The organism is Candidatus Kurthia intestinigallinarum (assembly GCF_003991225.1).
GTDB classification, from domain to species: Bacteria; Bacillota; Bacilli; order Bacillales_A; family Planococcaceae; genus Kurthia; species Kurthia populi.
In genome coordinates this window covers 1-18,956 of sequence record NZ_JTFC01000026.1, presented here as the reverse complement: position 1 = coordinate 18,956, position 18,956 = coordinate 1, and the positions used below count along the sequence as shown (strand labels likewise).

At 40.1% G+C, this 18,956-nt stretch carries 18 protein-coding genes, 1 tRNA gene and 1 other annotated feature; of the genes, 1 reads left to right on the top strand and 18 read right to left on the bottom strand.

What is annotated here, in order from left to right; all coding sequences use genetic code 11:
• Positions 1 to 23 precede the first annotated feature (23 nt).
• The 7 genes from QI30_RS06095 to QI30_RS06065 form a co-directional block, all read right to left on the bottom strand.
• A complete protein-coding gene (locus tag QI30_RS06095; RefSeq protein WP_126990043.1) occupies positions 24 to 314 on the bottom strand; it encodes a hypothetical protein in 291 nt (96 codons plus the stop codon).
• A gap of 113 nt (positions 315 to 427) precedes the next feature.
• Positions 428 to 1,201: a tryptophan synthase subunit alpha gene (trpA, locus tag QI30_RS06090; RefSeq protein ID WP_126990042.1), complete on the bottom strand. Its 774-nt coding sequence runs from the start codon at positions 1,199 to 1,201 to the stop codon at positions 428 to 430.
• Positions 1,201 to 2,388 (bottom strand): tryptophan synthase subunit beta, encoded by a 1,188-nt coding sequence (gene trpB, locus QI30_RS06085; RefSeq protein WP_126990041.1) that lies wholly within the window; start codon positions 2,386 to 2,388, stop codon positions 1,201 to 1,203. The genes trpA and trpB overlap by 1 nt, the downstream gene beginning before the upstream one ends.
• Positions 2,388 to 2,984, bottom strand: a complete 597-nt coding sequence (locus QI30_RS06080) for a phosphoribosylanthranilate isomerase (RefSeq protein WP_126990040.1) — start codon at positions 2,982 to 2,984, stop codon at positions 2,388 to 2,390. Before QI30_RS06080 ends, trpB begins: the two co-directional genes overlap by 1 nt.
• Positions 2,981 to 3,763: an indole-3-glycerol phosphate synthase TrpC gene (gene trpC, locus QI30_RS06075; RefSeq protein WP_126990039.1), complete on the bottom strand. Its 783-nt coding sequence runs from the start codon at positions 3,761 to 3,763 to the stop codon at positions 2,981 to 2,983. Before trpC ends, QI30_RS06080 begins: the two co-directional genes overlap by 4 nt.
• Positions 3,763 to 4,788 carry an anthranilate phosphoribosyltransferase gene (gene trpD, locus QI30_RS06070; RefSeq protein ID WP_126990038.1) on the bottom strand — a complete coding sequence of 342 codons (1,026 nt, stop codon included), beginning with the start codon at positions 4,786 to 4,788 and terminating at the stop codon, positions 3,763 to 3,765. The genes trpC and trpD overlap by 1 nt, the downstream gene beginning before the upstream one ends.
• Positions 4,789 to 4,914: 126 nt before the next feature.
• Positions 4,915 to 5,136 (bottom strand) — a binding site (T-box leader).
• Between the two features lie 171 nt (positions 5,137 to 5,307).
• Positions 5,308 to 5,955 (bottom strand): alpha/beta hydrolase, encoded by a 648-nt coding sequence (locus QI30_RS06065; protein WP_126990037.1) that lies wholly within the window; start codon positions 5,953 to 5,955, stop codon positions 5,308 to 5,310.
• A gap of 274 nt (positions 5,956 to 6,229) precedes the next feature.
• Here QI30_RS06065 and QI30_RS06060 point away from each other — a divergent pair.
• A tRNA-Lys gene (locus QI30_RS06060) sits at positions 6,230 to 6,303 on the top strand.
• Positions 6,304 to 6,359: 56 nt separating this feature from the next.
• Here QI30_RS06060 and QI30_RS06055 read toward each other — a convergent pair.
• The 11 genes from QI30_RS06055 to QI30_RS06010 form a co-directional block, all read right to left on the bottom strand.
• Positions 6,360 to 8,183: a hypothetical protein gene (locus QI30_RS06055; RefSeq protein ID WP_126990036.1), complete on the bottom strand. Its 1,824-nt coding sequence runs from the start codon at positions 8,181 to 8,183 to the stop codon at positions 6,360 to 6,362.
• Between the two features lie 119 nt (positions 8,184 to 8,302).
• The gene (locus tag QI30_RS21070; protein ID WP_255411555.1) at positions 8,303 to 8,431 is read right to left on the bottom strand and encodes a hypothetical protein; all 129 of its coding nucleotides are present in this window, start codon (positions 8,429 to 8,431) and stop codon (positions 8,303 to 8,305) included.
• The gene (locus QI30_RS06050; protein ID WP_126990035.1) at positions 8,428 to 10,107 is read right to left on the bottom strand and encodes a glycoside hydrolase family 13 protein; all 1,680 of its coding nucleotides are present in this window, start codon (positions 10,105 to 10,107) and stop codon (positions 8,428 to 8,430) included. The genes QI30_RS21070 and QI30_RS06050 overlap by 4 nt, the downstream gene beginning before the upstream one ends.
• 1 nt (position 10,108) lies before the next feature.
• Positions 10,109 to 11,119, bottom strand: coding sequence for a LacI family DNA-binding transcriptional regulator (locus QI30_RS06045; protein WP_126990034.1), 1,011 nt, complete (start codon positions 11,117 to 11,119; stop codon positions 10,109 to 10,111).
• Positions 11,120 to 11,131: 12 nt separating this feature from the next.
• Positions 11,132 to 11,947: a carbohydrate ABC transporter permease gene (locus QI30_RS06040; RefSeq protein WP_126990033.1), complete on the bottom strand. Its 816-nt coding sequence runs from the start codon at positions 11,945 to 11,947 to the stop codon at positions 11,132 to 11,134.
• Positions 11,948 to 12,805 carry a carbohydrate ABC transporter permease gene (locus QI30_RS06035; protein ID WP_126990032.1) on the bottom strand — a complete coding sequence of 286 codons (858 nt, stop codon included), beginning with the start codon at positions 12,803 to 12,805 and terminating at the stop codon, positions 11,948 to 11,950.
• Positions 12,806 to 12,884: 79 nt separating this feature from the next.
• On the bottom strand, positions 12,885 to 14,192 hold the full coding sequence (locus tag QI30_RS06030) for an ABC transporter substrate-binding protein (RefSeq protein WP_126990031.1): 1,308 nt from the start codon (positions 14,190 to 14,192) through the stop codon (positions 12,885 to 12,887).
• A gap of 70 nt (positions 14,193 to 14,262) precedes the next feature.
• Positions 14,263 to 15,348, bottom strand: a complete 1,086-nt coding sequence (locus tag QI30_RS06025) for an ABC transporter ATP-binding protein (protein ID WP_126990030.1) — start codon at positions 15,346 to 15,348, stop codon at positions 14,263 to 14,265.
• 18 nt (positions 15,349 to 15,366) lie between these two features.
• Complete coding sequence (locus QI30_RS06020) at positions 15,367 to 17,010, bottom strand: glycoside hydrolase family 13 protein (protein ID WP_126990029.1); 1,644 nt, start codon at positions 17,008 to 17,010, stop codon at positions 15,367 to 15,369.
• 359 nt (positions 17,011 to 17,369) lie between these two features.
• Positions 17,370 to 17,852, bottom strand: a complete 483-nt coding sequence (locus QI30_RS06015) for a hypothetical protein (protein ID WP_126990028.1) — start codon at positions 17,850 to 17,852, stop codon at positions 17,370 to 17,372.
• Between the two features lie 4 nt (positions 17,853 to 17,856).
• The coding region (locus QI30_RS06010; RefSeq protein WP_233600535.1) for a sensor histidine kinase at positions 17,857 to 18,956 on the bottom strand (1,100 nt) is incomplete at its 5' end.

The following is an 18,956-nucleotide window of genomic DNA, read 5'->3' as shown; positions in this document are numbered from 1 at the left end:
ACGCATTTTTCCGACTGCAAATCTTATTTTGCGATTTTGGCCGCTAGATACCCTTTATTTTGCCCCTTATGCTGAAAAATCCATTTTTCTTTTTTTATAGGGTCTACCTTATATGGACCAACGGGTGTAATTGTTTGTTGCTGATAGCCTTGTTGATTAATTGTTCCTTGGAAGGTCTTTTTTTCTTTCTTAAATAGTACACTTTCTTGCTTCGATTCATACTGTACTTCCTCCGCCTGTACTGCTATCGAAAAACAGCTCATAGCGATTAAAAAAGCCAATGTTGTAGACTGCCAAAGGAATCGTTTTATCAAGCGGTTTACCTCCAAATCTTTTACACTCATTTATAAAGTAGTTTTTAATTTAAAAGTATTATATCACAAAAAAGCGTTTTTTTATCCAAAAAATAGTCTAAAAGATTTATTCATTATTGATTAGCAGGTGCTTTTAGTAGCACTTCAATATCGTCTAAGCGCTGTTCATGAAATGCTTTTACGATGGCACTACCAACAATGACGCCATCCACCGAGCGATTCATCGCCTCTACATGCTCACGCGTTGAAATACCAAAGCCTGCAAGCACCGGAATCGTTGCTATACGTTTTAGCGCACGTAAATGGTCATGTAATGCCTCATCAAAGCCATCTCTCGTTCCTGTAATGCCATTTACGGTCACCGCATAAATAAAGCCCTGTGCTGCAGCGGCTAATTTTTCAATACGCGCTGCCGGACTTGTTAACGAAATTAACTGCACAAGCGCAATGTCTTTTCCTGCTAATGCATCTGTTACTAAATCCGCTTCTTCAAGTGGCATATCTGGAATAATTAAGCCTTTAATATTTGCGGCTTCTGCAGCGTCAACAAATGCTTCAATGCCATAGCGAATAATTGGATTTAAATATGTCATGACAACAAGTGGAATATGCACTTCGTCTTTAAACGACGCAATCTCTGCTAAAATAGTACGTAAATTAGCGCCCTCTTCTAGTGCACGTAAGCCGGCTGCTTGAATCGTCGGACCATCCGCTACAGGATCACTAAATGGAATGCCCACTTCAATCGCCGTTGCCCCGTGCTGCTGTAAAAATAAAATTTGCTGTTTAATCGTGTCTAAACCGCCATCCCCAGCCATAATGTACGGGATAAATGCTTTATCATGCGCTCTTGTTGTCGCTTCAATTGCTTGCTGTAATGTTGTCATTATTTCCCCTCCAATGCTTGTTGCACCGTTTGGACATCTTTATCGCCACGGCCTGATAAACAAATAACTAAAATCTCATCTTTTGCCATTGTTTTCGCTAAATTTGCTGCGTAATAAATAGCGTGACTACTTTCAAGCGCTGGAATGATACCTTCTGTGCGTGATAATAACTGTAATCCTTCTAGCGCTTGGTCATCATCAACTGAATCATATGTTACGCGACCAGAATCATGTAAGAAGCAGTGCTCAGGCCCAACCGCTGGATAATCAAGTCCTGCAGAAATCGAATATGCCTCTTGGATAAAACCTTCATCATCTTGTAAGAGATACATATAGGCACCGTGTAAAACGCCCTCTTTTAAATCTGCAAAGGCCGCTGCATGCTCACCCGATTGAATGCCCTTGCCTGCCGCTTCAACGCCGTATAGCTTCACATCCGCATCATCTACAAATGGCGTAAACATGCCAATCGCATTACTCCCACCACCTACACATGCTACAACCGCATCGGGTAGACGCTGTTCTTTTTCTAAAATTTGTGCACGTGTTTCATCGCCAATGACACGTTGGAAATCACGGACAATCGCTGGGAATGGATGCGGTCCAAGTGCCGAACCTAAAATATAATGCGTGTCCTCAACATTTGAAACCCAGTAACGAAGCGCTTCATTACACGCATCCTTTAGCGTACCTGAGCCCTGGTCAACTGATACGACCGTCGCACCAAGTAATTCCATACGGAACACATTTAGCGCTTGGCGACGTACATCCTCTTTCCCCATAAAGACGATGCATTCTAAGTCAAACAGCGCACACACCGTCGCTGTCGCTACACCATGCTGGCCAGCACCCGTTTCTGCCACGATTTTCTTTTTGCCCATACGCATCGCTAGTAAAGCCTGTGCCAACGCATTATTAATTTTATGCGCCCCTGTATGATTTAAATCTTCTCGTTTTAAGTAAATTTTTGCGCCACCTACTTTTTCAGTTAAGCGCTTCGCAAAGTATAGAGGATTATCGCGTCCAACATAGTCTTTTAAGTAATAATTAAGCTCCTCATAAAAAGCAGGATCTTGCTTCGCTGTTTCAAACGCTTGCTCTAGTTCCTCTAAAGCGGTCATCAATGTTTCTGGTACAAACTGGCCACCGAATTTACCGTAGCGTCCTTTTTTCTCTGTTGTTGTCATTATGCATTCTCTCCATTCTTTACTGCTGTTATAAAGGCGCTTATTTTCGCCGTATCTTTCACACCATTTGTTTCAACACCGCTCGACACATCAACCATATAAGGGGCGACACACGTCAGAGCCTCTGCAATATTATCGATTGATAAACCACCTGCTAAAATCAGCTGTGGATAGCGCGTCGTTAGAAGATTCCAATCGAATGTTTCACCGCTGCCCGCTACCGGCGCATCCACTAATACATAGTCTGACTCAAATGCTTGTAGTGCCTCGACGTCAGCGGCTGTGCGCACGCCAACAGCTTTAATCGTTGGATAGCTAAGCTGCTGAATGACGGCATTCGTTTCCTGGCCATGTAGCTGAATAACGTCTAATGGTACGGTTTTGGCAATTTGCTGCATCACCTCAACCGTTTCATCAACGAAAACCCCTACTATTAATACATTACGCGGGATATGTTGCGCTAATTGCTGTGCTTGTGCAACAGTTACTTGCCGTTTACTTTTTGCAAATACAAAGCCAATCGCATCGGCACCTGCCTCTACAGCTGCTCGTACATGTTCAGGCTCCTGTAGACCGCAAATTTTCACCTTTGTCATACATTCACCGGCTTTGTTACTTGAAGTGATTGCAACGTCGCTGTAACATCTCCACTACGCATAAGCGTTTCTCCGACTAAAATAGCACTCGCACCGACTGCCGCCACAAACGCCGCATCGTCTGGTGTTTTCATACCACTTTCACTTACTAATACACGTCCCTCATCAAATGGGAACTTCGCCGCTAGCTCCTTTGTATGCTCAAGTGAGACCTCAAACGTTTTTAAATTACGATTGTTGACCCCAATAATACGCGCATCAATCGCTAAAGCACGTATTAATTCCTCTTCATTATGTACTTCAACAAGTACATCTAGTCCAAGCTCTGTTGCATACGCGAACAAGCGAGCTAATGTTTCTTGTTCAAGTGCTGCCACAATTAACAACACAACCGAAGCGCCACTGGCATAGGCATAATCAAGTTGGATTTCATCAATAACAAATTCCTTACACAGCACGGGAATAGCCACCGCTTCTGTAACCTGTTGTAAATCTGCAAAAGAGCCTTTGAAAAACGTTTCATCTGTTAATACTGAAATACATGCCGCGCCCGCTGCCTCATACGTCAATGCTTGCGCTACCGGATCAATACCATCGTTAATAATACCCTTTGATGGTGATGCACGTTTTACTTCTGAAATAACTTGTACGGTCGAGCTTTTAAATACCTCTAAAAGTGAGGGGCGCTGTTTTCGCGCTGTTACTACTGGCTTTGGCTGCTCCTTCAGTGCGGCTACCTCACGTTCTTTTTGAGCTAAAATTTTCGTTAAAATTGTCATTAGGCTGGCTCCTTCACATGTTCTTTGCTATAGGCTACAACGGCTTGCAATTTTTCAAACGCTGCACCTGAAGCGATAATTTTACGCGCCTTATGAATGCCCTCTTCAATTGTTGAGACACTGCCATAGGCGAAAAAGGCAATGCCGGCATTTAATAGTACGGTATCTAAGTAAGCACCTTGTTTATTTTGTAAAACATCACAAACGATTTGTGCATTCTCCTTACCATTGCCACCCTTAATCGCAGACAATGGCTGTTCCTCTAAGCCAAGTGCCTCCGGTGTAATCGTCACCTCACGAACTTGACCGTGCTCTAAAATAGCGAGGCGATTTTCTCCTGCAAGAGAGGCTTCATCTAAGCCACCTGCACCGCAAACGACAACACCGCGTTCTCGTCCTAATAAATGCATCACCTGCGCATAGTCTGTTACGAAATCTGGTCGATTAATGCCTGTAAACTGCGTTGTTAATACGACTGGATTTGCGAGCGGTCCAACTAAATTGAAAATTGTTGGCTTGCCAATCTTTTGGCGAACTTGACCGATTCGCTTTAATTTCGGATGAACTTTTGGAGCGAAAATAAACGCAAGACGCTCATTTTCAAGTAATTCCTTTAATTCTGCTGTCGTGAAGTCTGCATGAATACCAAGCTCCTCTAATGTATCCGCACTGCCTGCTAAACTCGAAATTTTACGATTACCATGTTTCGCAACATACACATCACCCGCTGCTAAAACGAATGCCGCTGTCGTGCTAATATTAAAACTCCCAATACCGTCGCCACCTGTTCCGCAATTATCTAAATAGTTTTGCGTCGTTTCATTTAATGATAATGCCTGTCCTTGCATGACCTGTGCCAGTGCGGCAAGTTCGGTTGCTGTTTCTCCTTTTTGTGACAAGGCGATTAAAAAGGCTTCAATGTCTTCTAGTGGCGTCCTCTCATCAAATAATTGTGTTGCCGCTAACGTCATTTCCTCTGCTGTTAAATCCTGTCCTTGCTGTACATTTGTAATAAGTTGTTTCATACACTTGGCTCCTCTCATAATTAACGAAATATTCAAACATTAAATTCGAAAATATATTCGAGATAGTGTGAGAAATTTGATTGGCTAAAAGCAATAAAAAAAGCCCTCACGAAAGAATAACTCTTTCATGAGGACGATTGCTACCGCGTTGCCACCTCAAGTTGAAGCATATCGCTTCCACTTTGCCTGATTGCTCAGCATCCGTTAACGGGGATGATGCGTCATTTGCTACTATCGTTCACAAATGCTCTCATAAGTCCATTCACAATTTTGCATGATCAGTTTCCACCAGCCACTGACTCTCTATCCATACGACCAATTGCTACTACTCTTACTCTTCAATTTCTCTCAACTATGCTCTGCTATTCTATGCTCTGCTAAAGGGAAGCCTTGCTCTCAAGGCTTTCTACCCTTCCGCTCGAATAAGTTGTTCTTAGCTTATACCAATATTTCCGTTGCTGTCAAGTATTTGTAAAAAAAAGAAAGATGCAAGCTTTTGCTTCCATCTTCCCGGTAATGTTATGCGTTAAATTGCTTTGTAAAGAAACGTGTAATTTCTTGTTGAATCGCTGGTGTCACACCATGACCATCTTCAAATGAAACGAACGTTACATCCGCTCCTTGGCCTTTAAAGAAGTCACGTGATGCTTCTCCCCATTGATATGGTAAGACATAATCCATCGTGCCATGTGTAATTAACATCGGTAAATTCGTTACATCATTTTTGAAATATTCATCACGTACATGCGCTGGTAAATACGCGCTTAACGCCACAGCACCCGCTAATTTTTCTGTACCTAATACAAGTGCTAATGTTTGTGCTAAAATACCACCTTGGCTAAAGCCCATAACGAATAATTTTGTCGCATCGACTGGGTATTCTTGTACAACTTCTTCAATAAAATCACGAATATGCACCACAATTTTATCGAAAATTGCTTTATGTGGTTTACCGAACTCTTCTACTGTAAAAAACGCATAACCTGGTGGTTGTACAACCGGTCCACGTAAGCTAAAAATATGACAATTATCTTTTAACTCATGTAATAATTGCGGTAAATCTTGTTCATTACTTCCCATACCGTGCATTAAAAATACAGCCGGATATAATTTGCCTTTTTCCACATTATTTGGAGCGCTGTGCTCAAAAGTAAATGGTGATTTCATTTTAAAATCTTCCTTTCAACATACAAACGTTAATATTATCGTAGCACAGTAATGACCAAACGAAAAACATTTATTCTTTTCAATTTAACAAAAATGAGCGTCACAACGTAGGAAACAGAAAATACGCATTTTTAACAGATATTATCGATAAAATAAAGGAAAATAGCTTGACTAAATCACCATTTTTATGATTGAAACCCTTGCATTCAAAAATCATCGTGCTATACTATTAATTGTTCGAGGGAACATTCACTAATTGTTCTTCCTATTTCTCGGATCTGTGGCGCAACTGGCTAGCGCACCTGACTCTTAATCAGGGGGTTGTGGGTTCGATCCCCACCAGGTCCATCTAAAAAAGAGGACATACACAATCGTGTATGCCCTCTTTTGTTATCTCTATATAATTAATCATGCCCTTTTAAAAGGCGTTTAGCGAACCGACGATGCTCACGGTCCGGCGATTTTTTCACGATTTTTTTCAAATCCTCTTCAAAATCAGGTAAATAGCTCGATACCTTCCATACATCAAAAGTCGTCAGTACACGCCATTCTAGCATCTCATCGTCTAACTGTAGCGCATGATGCATTAACGTTTTACCGACACCATCATGTGATGCTAATGCATCAATCACTAATTCAATGCATTCACGCTCCACCGGATTAAGCAGAGACAGTTCAAACTGCTCTACATAGTCTACAACCGCAATAAATTGACGATAATCCCCTTGTACAATTAGCGCTTCATATAAATACGGTTCGAAATTGCCATTCACAATCTTTTTATAAACGAGTGGGATATAGTCATAGCCACTTGCATGCGCAATATCGATAGCCTGTGCCATGTTACGCCCCTCCGCAAAGGCCTTATCAATTTTCGGTTGCCAATTCGAACTCATTAAAATAGATTGAATACCTGATGTCACTAGGTTTTTCTCCACAGGCTGCCAAGTTGACGATTCAAAGACTTCCTCCCAGTCATACTCCGCAAATGATAGCGCGATTTTCGCAAGTGGATGAACTTGTTCATAGCTCGTAATATGCGTTTTAGCATGGCGCACATAATCAAGTAAGGCATCTGGTAACTCATCATATAGCTCGGCAAGTTCTTCTATAACGACTAATGGCACAAGTATAGCCGTTGCACGTTCAAATAAAGCTTCACTTACGACATCCGCCTTTAGTGCCGTTGCAAGTGAACTTTTTTGTGCAATCATCGCCACTGTAACAACATCTAGATCACTTGTAAGTGGGATGTCATATAATAGCCATTGCTGCATCTCTTCTGTAATTGGTTCATTTAGTAAAATAAGCGCCGCACGCTGTCCATAGTTCTTTGTATGTTTCATATTATCAAACAGTATTTCATTCGCATCAGCACCATGCCCCATTATCGCTGCCGCCACAAATGCGGTAAACTCCTCATGACGTCCAATTACACGTAGCATTTCTAAATCTTTTTTAACCGTTGTACGCCCTAATAGTAACAGCGCAAAATCAACGACATAGCGATGCGCTGCATGCTCCATAAACCATTTTGCCTCTTTATAAAGTGCGTCCTCGTCTACTTCTAATTGTGCGAGCTGTTCTTTAAAAGCAAAGGCATATTCTGGAAAATCATCATCCATAACCACTTCGTAAATATCATTTCGCGTTTTATCAGCTGGCTTTTCAAGTAGCCAATCAACTTTTTTTACTAAGCGCTTCGCAAATGTGTCCTCATAGCCTTGCTCCTCTAATGAAAATAAGCGATCACAATATTCACCAGGCGCTAAGCGTTCATCATCCTCTAAAAAATAATAGTCATCATCGGGCAATACAATATTTTCAAATGACCCGTTTTTTTCGTACGTTTCTATTAAAAATGGAATAATTTTCGTGCGATGCTTCCACACATAAATTTGTATCTCACGCTTTTGTTTTATTATCTTTTTACCATTTATATAAAATGTACAATCAAGTGTTGTCGTACCACCGACCTTCGCCTTCACATCCAGACCATCTTTTTGCCCCTTAACCGTTTCACTTAGACGTAATTTTCCTAACTTTGTTGGTCGATATTTTTCATCAATGACTTCATCATCAATGACTAATGTGGTGCAATCAAATGTCGATTGGACGACTATTTGATGCCCTTCAAAGTCAATTTTAAATTGCTGGTTTGCCTCTGCTTTAATATCTTTTTTAGCATTTTTCCATGTACGGCTTATAAAGCGTTTGAATTCTGACATAATCGCCCTCCATTCCTATTAGTTTCACTATACCGAAATAGACGATAAAACGCATGTATTAACCATATCTACCAAAAAAAGAGACTAGGCGGGAACCTAGTCTCTTTCTCCGAATGACTTTAAGAATTTAATTTCATGGCTGCCGCTACATATTTTGCCGCATTTTCCCCCGCAATCTTACCATAAACTGCACCTGACATTAACCCTGAGCCACCAGGATAGTTCTCGTAAAAAATTTTGCCAATCATCTTATCCTATTTGTCTTCAAAATTTTATAAATACGTGCCTCATATGGCTGTAATGTTAATTTTGCTGTTACGTCATGTGCTACCTTATGGGTTGCTAGTTGTAACTGATCGGCATCATAGACAATCCCTTCAACCGCTTCTATCGTAGCTGCTTGCGGTGACAAATTGCTTAACACTAACCAGCGTTCCTGTTGCCACGTACGCGTATAAGCATAAACTTGCGGATGCTCTGCTAATACTAAATCATAGCGTCCATACACAAGTGCCTCCTCACGTTTTCGCAGTCGAATGATGTCTTTATAGTAATGTAATATCGACTGCGAATCGTTTTCTTGCGTAGCGACATTAATATCACGATAGTTTTCATTCATCGGAATCCATGGTTGTTGCTTTGAAAAACCGCCATATATTTCCGCATCCCACTGCATTGGCGTACGTGAATTCCCACGATTCGTTTTCCATACGCGGGCTTTCGCCTGCTGCTCATCCATTCCCGCTTCTATTAAGCGCTCATATTGATTCGTCGTTTGAATATCATGGTAATCGGAAATATTATCAAAAGCTGCATTCGTCATGCCAATTTCCTGCCCTTGATAAATAAATGGTGTGCCCTTCATAAAGAAGTACATCGTTGCAAGCGCCTTTGCACTCTCGCGCCAGTACGTCGTATCATTACCCCAGGTCGATACGGCACGTGGCTGGTCATGATTTTCAATAAACAATGCATTCCATCCACTGTCTGCCAGTGCATGTTGCCACTTTGTTAGGCCTTCTTTTAATGCTAGGACATCAAGGTGCTGCTCTTCAACACTCCATAAACCAAGTGTTTCAAACTGAAAAATCATATTAAAGTAGCCATTATCCTCATTCACCCACGCATCAATATCCTTGATACCAACCCCATTGGCCTCGCCAACGGTCATGACATCATGTTTTCGGAAAGTTTTTTGATTAAGTTCTATCAAAAACGGTGCAATGCCATCAACATTCATATACTGCGACCATGCTTTGACGTATGGTTCATCATTTAGTGCTGGTGCATTTTTAAATGTTTGATCTTTTTTAATATGACTAATAGCATCAACACGAAAGCCATCGATGCCTTTATCGAGCCACCAATTAACCATATCAAAAAGAGCCTGACGCACTTCTTCATTTTCCCAGTTCAAATCGGGCTGTTTTTTCGAAAAAATATGCAAATAATAATCATCCGTTGCCTCATTATATTCCCAGGCAGGTGTATCAAAAATCCCTTCCCAGTTATTTGGCTCCGCACCGTCTTTGCCATCACGCCACACATACCAATCCCGCTTTGGATTATCCTTACTTGCGCGTGACTCAATAAACCATTCATGCTCATCTGACGTATGATTAATAACTAAATCCAAAATCAGTTTCATGCCACGTGCATGTACCCCTTCAAGCAAGGCATCAAAATCCGCCATCGTGCCAAATTCATCCATAATCGCCTGATAATCACTAATATCATAACCATTATCATCATTCGGTGATTTGAACATTGGTGACAACCAAATGACATCAATCCCTAAATCCTTCAAATAATCTAAACGTCTTGTGACCCCATTTAGATCACCAATGCCGTCCTGATTGCTATCTTGAAAACTACGTGGATACACTTGATAGCATACCGCTTCTTTCCACCATGTTTTTTGCATTTCAACACCTCTTCGCACAAGATTCACGCACAATGAGCTTCGTTTCAACGAAAGCATGTTGCGCCTTTTTTGTCGGATTTTCAATGCGTTGGCATAAAAATTCCGCTGCTTTATAACCCAATTCAAAAATATGAATTTCCACCGTCGTTAATGCGGGTCGCACATAATTCGATAAGGCATGGTTATTAATACTAATAATCGATACATCATCTGGTACACGAATCGCTAGACGTTCTAAATGCGTAATTATTTCATAGGCCATCAAATCATCCTGTGTCAAAATCGCTGTTGGTCGATTTTTAAGCTGCATTAATTTAAGTAAGGTTTCTTCAACATGATCGGTATTATGCTGATAATACGCCGCATCTACCTCTAAGCCATGTTTCGCGTAACTTTGCTCAAAGCCTTTTACACGGTCGCGCGTCACGCCATAATGAATGTCACCCCCAACAAAAGCAATGTCTTCATGGCCCAAAGCAATTAAATAATCGACAAGCTCCTCTGCTAACGCGACATTATTATTATCAATATAGTCCGTTTCTAACCGATGCTCCGGTGGTGTGCCAACGACAACAAATGGAAAATTTTCAGCTCGTAAATATTCAAAAATCGGATCCTGGTCTTTCGCATAAAGGAGAATAATACCATCTACCTTTTTACTTTGTACCATCGCGCGCACTTCATCTAAAATTTCACGTTCTGTTCCCCCTGTAGATAGTGATAAGCCATATTTCCTTGCATGTGCTGTAGCACTAATACCGCGAATGACTTCGGGGAAGAATGGATTTTGGAATGCGAGCATCGCCGAATGCCCCATCACAACGCCAAGCATCATCGTCTTTTTAGCCGCTAAATTACGCGCCTGGATATTCGGATAATACGCCAAGTCCTTCATGACCTCACGAACTTTCCGCTTCGTTTTCAAACTAATTCGCGGATGATCCGCAATAACACGTGACACCGTTGACGGCGACACATTGGCTGCCTTTGCTACGTCTATAATTGTCGCCATACATAAACTCCTTTACTTTACAGCACCATCGGATACCCCTTTGATGATTTGTTTTTGTGCGAAGAAGTACGCGATAATAACCGGTACAATCGCAATCGTTAAGCCTGCTAATGCTAAATGCCACTGCTTCGTATATTCCCCGAAGAAGAAGAACATTTTTAGTGGAATCGTCTGCATACCATCTGCATTAATCACAAGTGATGGTAATAAGTAATCATTCCAAATCCAGATGGTATTTAAAATCGCCACTGTCACAGTAATTGGCTTCAGCATCGGGAAAATAACATGCCAGAAAACCTGCCAGCGATTGGCGCCGTCAATTGTTGCTGCCTCGTCAAGCGACTTTGGAATTGATGTCAGCGCCCCATGATAAAGGAAGATTGATAAGCTAGCGCCAAAGCCTAAATACATGAAGATTAAACCGCCACGATTTAGCATTTCAAGCTGACCAAAAATCGTCACTAAGGGAATCATCACTGACTGGAATGGAATGAGCATCGCCGCAACGAATAAGAAAAAAATAACTGTCGATACTTTGCTTTTCACACGGGATAATGCATAGGCTGCAAGTGCAGAGAAAATAATAATGACAACTACACTACCAACCGTAATAATCAATGAGTTAAAAAATGTCTGCGCAAAATCAAGTTCCTTAAACGCTTGCACATAGTTGGCCCACGTAAAATCTGCAGGCGGCTTTAATGTATCGCTAAAAATTTCTTTCTTCGTTTTAAATGAATTGACGAGCATTAAGTAAAATGGAGATAACCAAATGAGCGCCAAAATAATGCCGAATATTTCAAGCGGTAATAAATACGCTTTTTTCATTTACATCTCCACCTCTCGTTTTTTATTCCAATACACTTGTAGCAGTGAAATAACGGCTACAATTAAGAAGAAAATAACCGCTTTTGCCTGCGCATAGCTCATATCAAGTTGCTTATACGCCGTATTGAAAATATTCATCGCCACCATCTGCGTTGAATTGTACGGCCCACCACCAGTTAATGACAGGTTTTGATCGTACAATTTAAACGTATTCGATAAAGTTAGGAACATACTGACCGTAAAGGCCGGTGCCACAAGTGGGAAAATAATACTGTGGAATTTCTGCCAGCCATTCGCCCCGTCCATATCCGCCGCTTCAATTAACTCTGGTGAAATGCCCTCTAAGTACGCAATATAAATGACCATAATATACCCAGACATTTGCCAACTCATTAAGATGACCATGCCCCAGAAGCCAGTTGTTGTCGTCGATAACCAGCCCTGCAAGCTTTCAATGCCAAATGCCTGTCCAATACCATCAAAGGCTTTCGTGAAAATAAACTGCCAAATAAAGCCTAAAATTAAGCCCCCAATTAAATTTGGCATGAAGAAAATCGTACGTAATAATTTATTTGTTTTTAATTTAGCTGTCACAAGCATTGCTAAACCTAGCCCAAAGAAATTAATTAAAAAAATCGATACGACCGCAAATAATACCGTGAATTTTAGTGATTGAATAAATTCTTCATCGTCGAATAACTTCAAATAGTTATCGAAGCCCACAAATTCTTTTACCTCGATACCATTCCAGTTCGTAAATGAGTAATAGACACCTAATAATAACGGCGCAACAACGACTGCTACTAATGCAAATAACGCTGGCGCAATAAACGCCCAATACCATAAGCCTTTTTTCATCGCTCTACCTCCTAATAAAAATAGGACCGCCGTTTGGAGCAATACGGCTCGTACGGAACAGTCCTATTCCCATCATTCATTATTTATTACGATCTGCATTCCATGATTTCTCAACTGATTTTTCAAGTTTATCCCATGTTGTTTTACCACTTAAATATTTTTGAATCTCAACACCTAGCTTATTTTGACCCCAATCTGTTGGATAACCCATGAACACCCAGCCAATTGTTTCGCCTTTTTCTGAGTAATCATATACCGCTTTTGATAATGGATCTGAGATTTTTGATGAATCATACCCTTCATATGCTGGTACAAATTTAAAGTCTTCGATAACCGCTGTTTTTCCTGCATCTGATGTGTATAACCAATCGATAAATTCTTTTGAAGCTTCTACTACTTTTTCATCTTTATTACTATTCACGCCCCAGTACATCGGTACGCCAACAGGTAATTTCGCATCAGCATAGCCTTCTACTGGAATTGGCATTAAGCCGATATTATTATTCGCTAACTCCTCATCAATACCCGCGATTGTTGAGTATACCCAGTTCCCTTGTTGTACGATAGCTACCTTACTATTTGAGAACAATTCTTCCATTTGTTTCGAGTAATCTAAACTAACCGTCGGTGCTACAGAGTATTTATTTTGTAAATCTAAAATTTGTTTAAATGCATCTCCGTATTTAAACGTTACATCTTTTGCGTCATAAGCTTTCATGACATCATTATCAAATTCGGGCGCTAGGAATGTATTCGATAAATGTAAGCCTGTTACCCATGTTTCTTTACCGGGTAACGCGAATACAGCTTCGATACCTAACTCATCTTTTTTCGCATCTAAGTCTTTCGCTGCTTTTTCAAGAGAAGCATAATCTTTAATTGATGCCGGATCAATGCCTGCTTTTTCAAAGATTGCCTTATTGTAAATGAAACCATAGCCTTCTTGGTTGTAAGGTAAACCTAATACTTTACTGTCTTTTGTTGCGCCTGCTAATGTTCCCTCAAGCGCCGCACCAGCTGCTTTTGTATCCGATAAATCTGCTAACTTATCATTCCAGTCTTCAACATCCTGCGGTCCACCAATATTATAAATTGCTGGTTCATTGCCAGATGCAAATTTTGAACGTAGCGCTGCACCGTAATCTTCACCGCCACCAACTGTTGTGATGTTAATATCTACATCTTTATTTTCTTTTTCATATTGCTCAGCAACTTTTTCGAACTGGTCTTTAAACTCTACTTTAAATTGGAATACATCCACGACCGTTTTGTCACCGTCTTTCCCACCGCCAGAGCTCGAATCTCCGGCGTTACCACATGCTGCTAGCGACATTGCACCTACAATTGATAAAGCTAATAATCCCGACTTCCATTTACGTTGTTTCATTTACTTCGCCTCCCATTTGTTTGTTTATTAAGACGTTCTCACAGTTTGCGAAAACGTTTGCACAACTACATTAAAAAATACGATTTTCTGTTTTTGCATCAAAGAAGTGTACATGTTCCGTATGGAAATAAAGCGGTAATGAAGCGCCCATCATAATTTCCCGTTTTGCATCTGCACGACCAATTAGTGGTTGCCCCTCTAAATCGCCATACACCATTTGCTCAGCACCTGTGAGCTCCACCGTATCCACATGCACCGGAATTTCTAGCGCCATCTCTCCGGTCGGTGCCTGACTTGTAATATGTTCCGAGCGAATGCCCATAATGACTTCTTTACCTTCATATGCCTTGATTGCCTCTACATACATCGGCGAAATATCAAAGGCATGGTTTGTAATAATAAATTTGCCATCTTGGATGATCCCTTTAAAGAAATTCATCGCTGGACTGCCAATAAAACCGCCAACAAAAACATTATTCGGTAATTCATACACTTCTTTTGGTGTACCGATTTGTTGAATAAAACCATCTTTCATAATGACAATACGGCTTGCCATCGTCATTGCTTCCGTCTGATCATGCGTCACATAAATGGTTGTCGTTTTTAGACGACGATGTAATTTAATAATTTCAGTACGCATTTGTACGCGGAGCTTAGAATCTAAATTCGATAGCGGCTCATCCATTAAGAAAATTTTTGCATCTCGGACGATTGCACGTCCAAGCGCTACACGCTGCCGTTGCCCTCCCGATAATGCTTTGGGCTTTCGTTTTAATAAATGTGACAAGTCTAAAATTTTCGCCGCTTCCTCAACGCGCTCTTTAATTTCCTTTTTCGGGAATTTACGCATTTTCAGCCCAAATGCCATATTATCAAATACCGTCATATGTGGATAAAGCGCGTAGTTTTGGAATACCATCGCAATATCACGGTCCTTCGGCGGCATATCATTCATACGCTTTCCATCGATTAAAAAGTCACCCTCTGAAATTTCTTCCAACCCAGCAATCATACGTAGTGTTGTACTTTTTCCGCATCCAGATGGGCCGACAAAGACGATAAATTCTTCATCTTCAACAGATAAATTAAAATCTGTAATGGCTCGTACTTCTTTATCATATAATTTCCCGACATGTTGTAAATCCAATGTAGCCATTTCATCACTCCTCACATTTTAAACCTCAAATACCGCAGCTCCATATGGCTCGATGTGTATAATTTCTCCGTCAATGCGCACACCACCATTTGTAATAATTGCCTTCGTCAGCTGCGTGACGTCTACGGTAGCAAAATTTTGTGCAAACGTTTGCTCAGAAAAGTTCGCAATGACAAGCCATGTGCGTTGTTCATCTTGTCGTTTATAAACAAATAATTGCGGATGCTCTTTTAGCAATAATTCAAACGTTCCATGCTGTACAATATGTTCATTTTTTCTTAGCTGAATCAATTGTTGATACGTATAAAAGATTGAATTTGGATCTGCAAGCGCCGCTTTGACATTAATTTGTGTGACATTATCATTCATACGAATCCATGGCGTCCCCGTTGTAAAGCCACCCGTTTCATCCCATTGCATTGGTGTTCTCGCATGGTCGCGACTTTTTCGTGCAATGTCTTGCAACGTAAGCTCTGCTGTTTTACCATTCGCTAGCTGTTCCTCATAATAATTTAATGTTTCAATATCGCGATACTCATCAATCGACTGAAAATCAACATTTGTCATACCGATTTCCTCTCCCTGATAAATATACGGTGTTCCTTGCATCAAATGCAGTGCTATCGCGAGCATTTTTGCAGATTGCACGCGGTACTTCCCATCCTGCCCGAAACGAGAAACAACACGCGGCTGATCATGATTATTCCAATACAAACTATTCCAGCCTGTGCCATGAAGCTCTCGTTGCCAGCGCTCAAAAATTTGTTTTAACGCTACCAAATCCAGTGGCTTATGGTGCCATTTAGGCCCCTCACTATCTACGTCCATATGTTCGAACGTAAAAATCATCGACAATTCCTTGTCATGTGGATTTGTGAAAACGCTTGCACTTTCAGGCGTAGTTCCAGGCGTTTCACCTACCGTCACATAATCGCCATCTGCTAACACCTCTTTATACATTTCTTTCAAGTAATCGTGAACCTTTAGTAAATTCATATAGTACGGGCTACCATCACCATATAATTCGCCGTCTTGTTTTTCCCCATCCGGGAAACGCTCATCCTTCGCAATTAAATTAATCACATCCATGCGAAACCCAACAATACCGAGTTTCAACCAGCTCTTCATCATATCATAAATGACTTGACGCATTTCACTATTTTCCCAGTTTAAATCAGGTTGTTTTGTTGAAAACAAATGTAAATAATAATCATCCGTTGGTTCATTATACGTCCAAGCCGATCCTGAGAAAAAAGAACCCCAGTTATTCGGTTGTTCTTTGAAGATATAATAGTCACGGTACTTTGAAGTGCGTGAACTTCTTGCCTCTTCAAACCATTGATGCTCATCTGAAGTATGATTAACTACTAAATCCATCATAATGCCAATACCATGTGCTTTTGCTGCTGTCACTAATTGCTTAAAATCATCTAACGAGCCAAATTCTTTTTGAATTTTCTGATAATCTCGAATATCATAACCATTATCATCATTCGGTGAGTCATAGATAGGCCCCAACCAAATAATATCAATGCCGAGTTTTTCTAAATACGGAAGGCGTTGCATAATTCCTTGTAAATCTCCTATCCCATCGCCATTCGAATCTTGAAAACTTCTTGGATAAATTTGATAAACGGAGCTTTTTTTCCACCAAGCTGTCATGAATGCACCTTCCTTCTTAAACCATATAATAAATGCTTGAAATAGAAAAAACAAGCATTTTGAAGAAAAAATATTTCACATTTTACAAATTATAGTTTGTGAACATTAAAAAAGAAACCGCTTACAAGCTATTTCCATACTCTATTCCCATTCATTTTATTTTATAATCCTTTTTAAGGAGAAATATTTTTTCAGTTTTAAAAAACACCTATCTCCACTTGGCTAATCTAAAAATGAATATAAAATAAAACCACCTTTCTCCGGTTGTATACCAGAAAAAGATGGTTCAGAAAGAATTTGATATCGACTTCTAGAAAAATGTCAGTGAGATTCAATTTAAAAAGTAGGTCAGTACCCTTTTAATTTGCTTGAAGTTTCTTTAATAATTTTACTGTATGTTCATGCTGTGATAACTGCTTACCATAGGGCTGCCACACGGCTAAATAGTTTTTTTCATTTATTGTAAATACAAATGATTTTTCATCCGCCGTTAGAGGCTCGTCATTTTTCAGTGCAAAAACATCTACTGCATACAAGAATGTATCGTCATAAAAATATTGCATGCTATAAGTAGCATCTTTTTCAAATTTCTTCATTGTTTTTCGTTCGACTTCTGCAATATTGACTAATGGCGTTGGCTCTGCATAAAGCACGGCCTCTTTGCCAGTAAAAGTCGCTACTGTTTTATCATCCTGCATGACGACAATTTTATTAATTTGTGCCTGGTGATCTAAAATTACGGCGATATCTTTGTCTTCATTACGATTTTGTTGGATTGTCATAAACGCACTAATCCCTAGTACAATCATCAATACCGCCATAAAAATTCCTTTTCTTCTCATCCAATCATCCTTCTTGGTATACGATAACAAGTGGTACTGTAAAGATCAAAGCAGTCCCCTTATGTCGTTGCTCAACCATCAATTTACCATTCACAAACTCAATGCGCTCATTCATACCCTTTAAGCCATTGCCTGCGGATTCATTAATCGACGTTTTTAAACCTACGCCGTCATCTTCCACCATCAGGACAATATCTTTCGTTGATTGCTCAACCGTGATTGTACAATGCTTTGCTCCACTATGGCGCACAACATTATTGACTGCTTCTTTTAAACACATACTCAGCGTATTTTCTAAAATAAGCGGTACATCGTATAATTTACGGTCCCCTTCGATTTTACAATTAACACCAGCCATTTGTAATAATTTTTCAACTTGATACAGTTCATCAGATAATTGTACTTTCTTCATATCCGATACCATTTCACGCACTTCTTTTAATGCCATACTCGCCGTTTGACGAATATCTTTTAATTCTTCTTTAGCTTTATCTGGATTTTTATCGACTAGACGTAACGCTAAATCTAATTTCAAACCGATCATCGATAATTTTTGCCCAAGTGTATCATGTAAATCACGGGCAATTCGTTGACGTTCTTCATAAACACTTAACTCTGAAATACGTTCATTCGCTGTTTGCAACCGGCCTTCTAACTCTGTATTTTGTTTACGACTGTATAAATAAAACGGTCCCAAAATAGCCCCAAATACGACAAGCACCATATAAGGAATTTGTTGAATATACAGCTCTGTTTCAATAAAGAAACCACCAAGAATTGATCCAACGGTAATCCCTAAATGGATGCCATACATAATATAAAAGCCAACTGTGCTACGAATACGCCCAATAAACATCGCTGTGAAAAAGGCGAAATAAAAATAACCAAATAATACCGCCATTACAGCATTAATGATCATCATAAAGGACAGCCACATATACACGAGACCATTCGTTAATACCGATGCAAAATATGTACAAATTAAAAACGTAAATAAGATGGCAATCGTAATGCTTAACGTAGACGCCTCTGAATTATGAAAAATCCAGGCAAATGGAATGAAACATCCTACAAACCAAATACTAAAGCTTAAAAAAGGGCGAT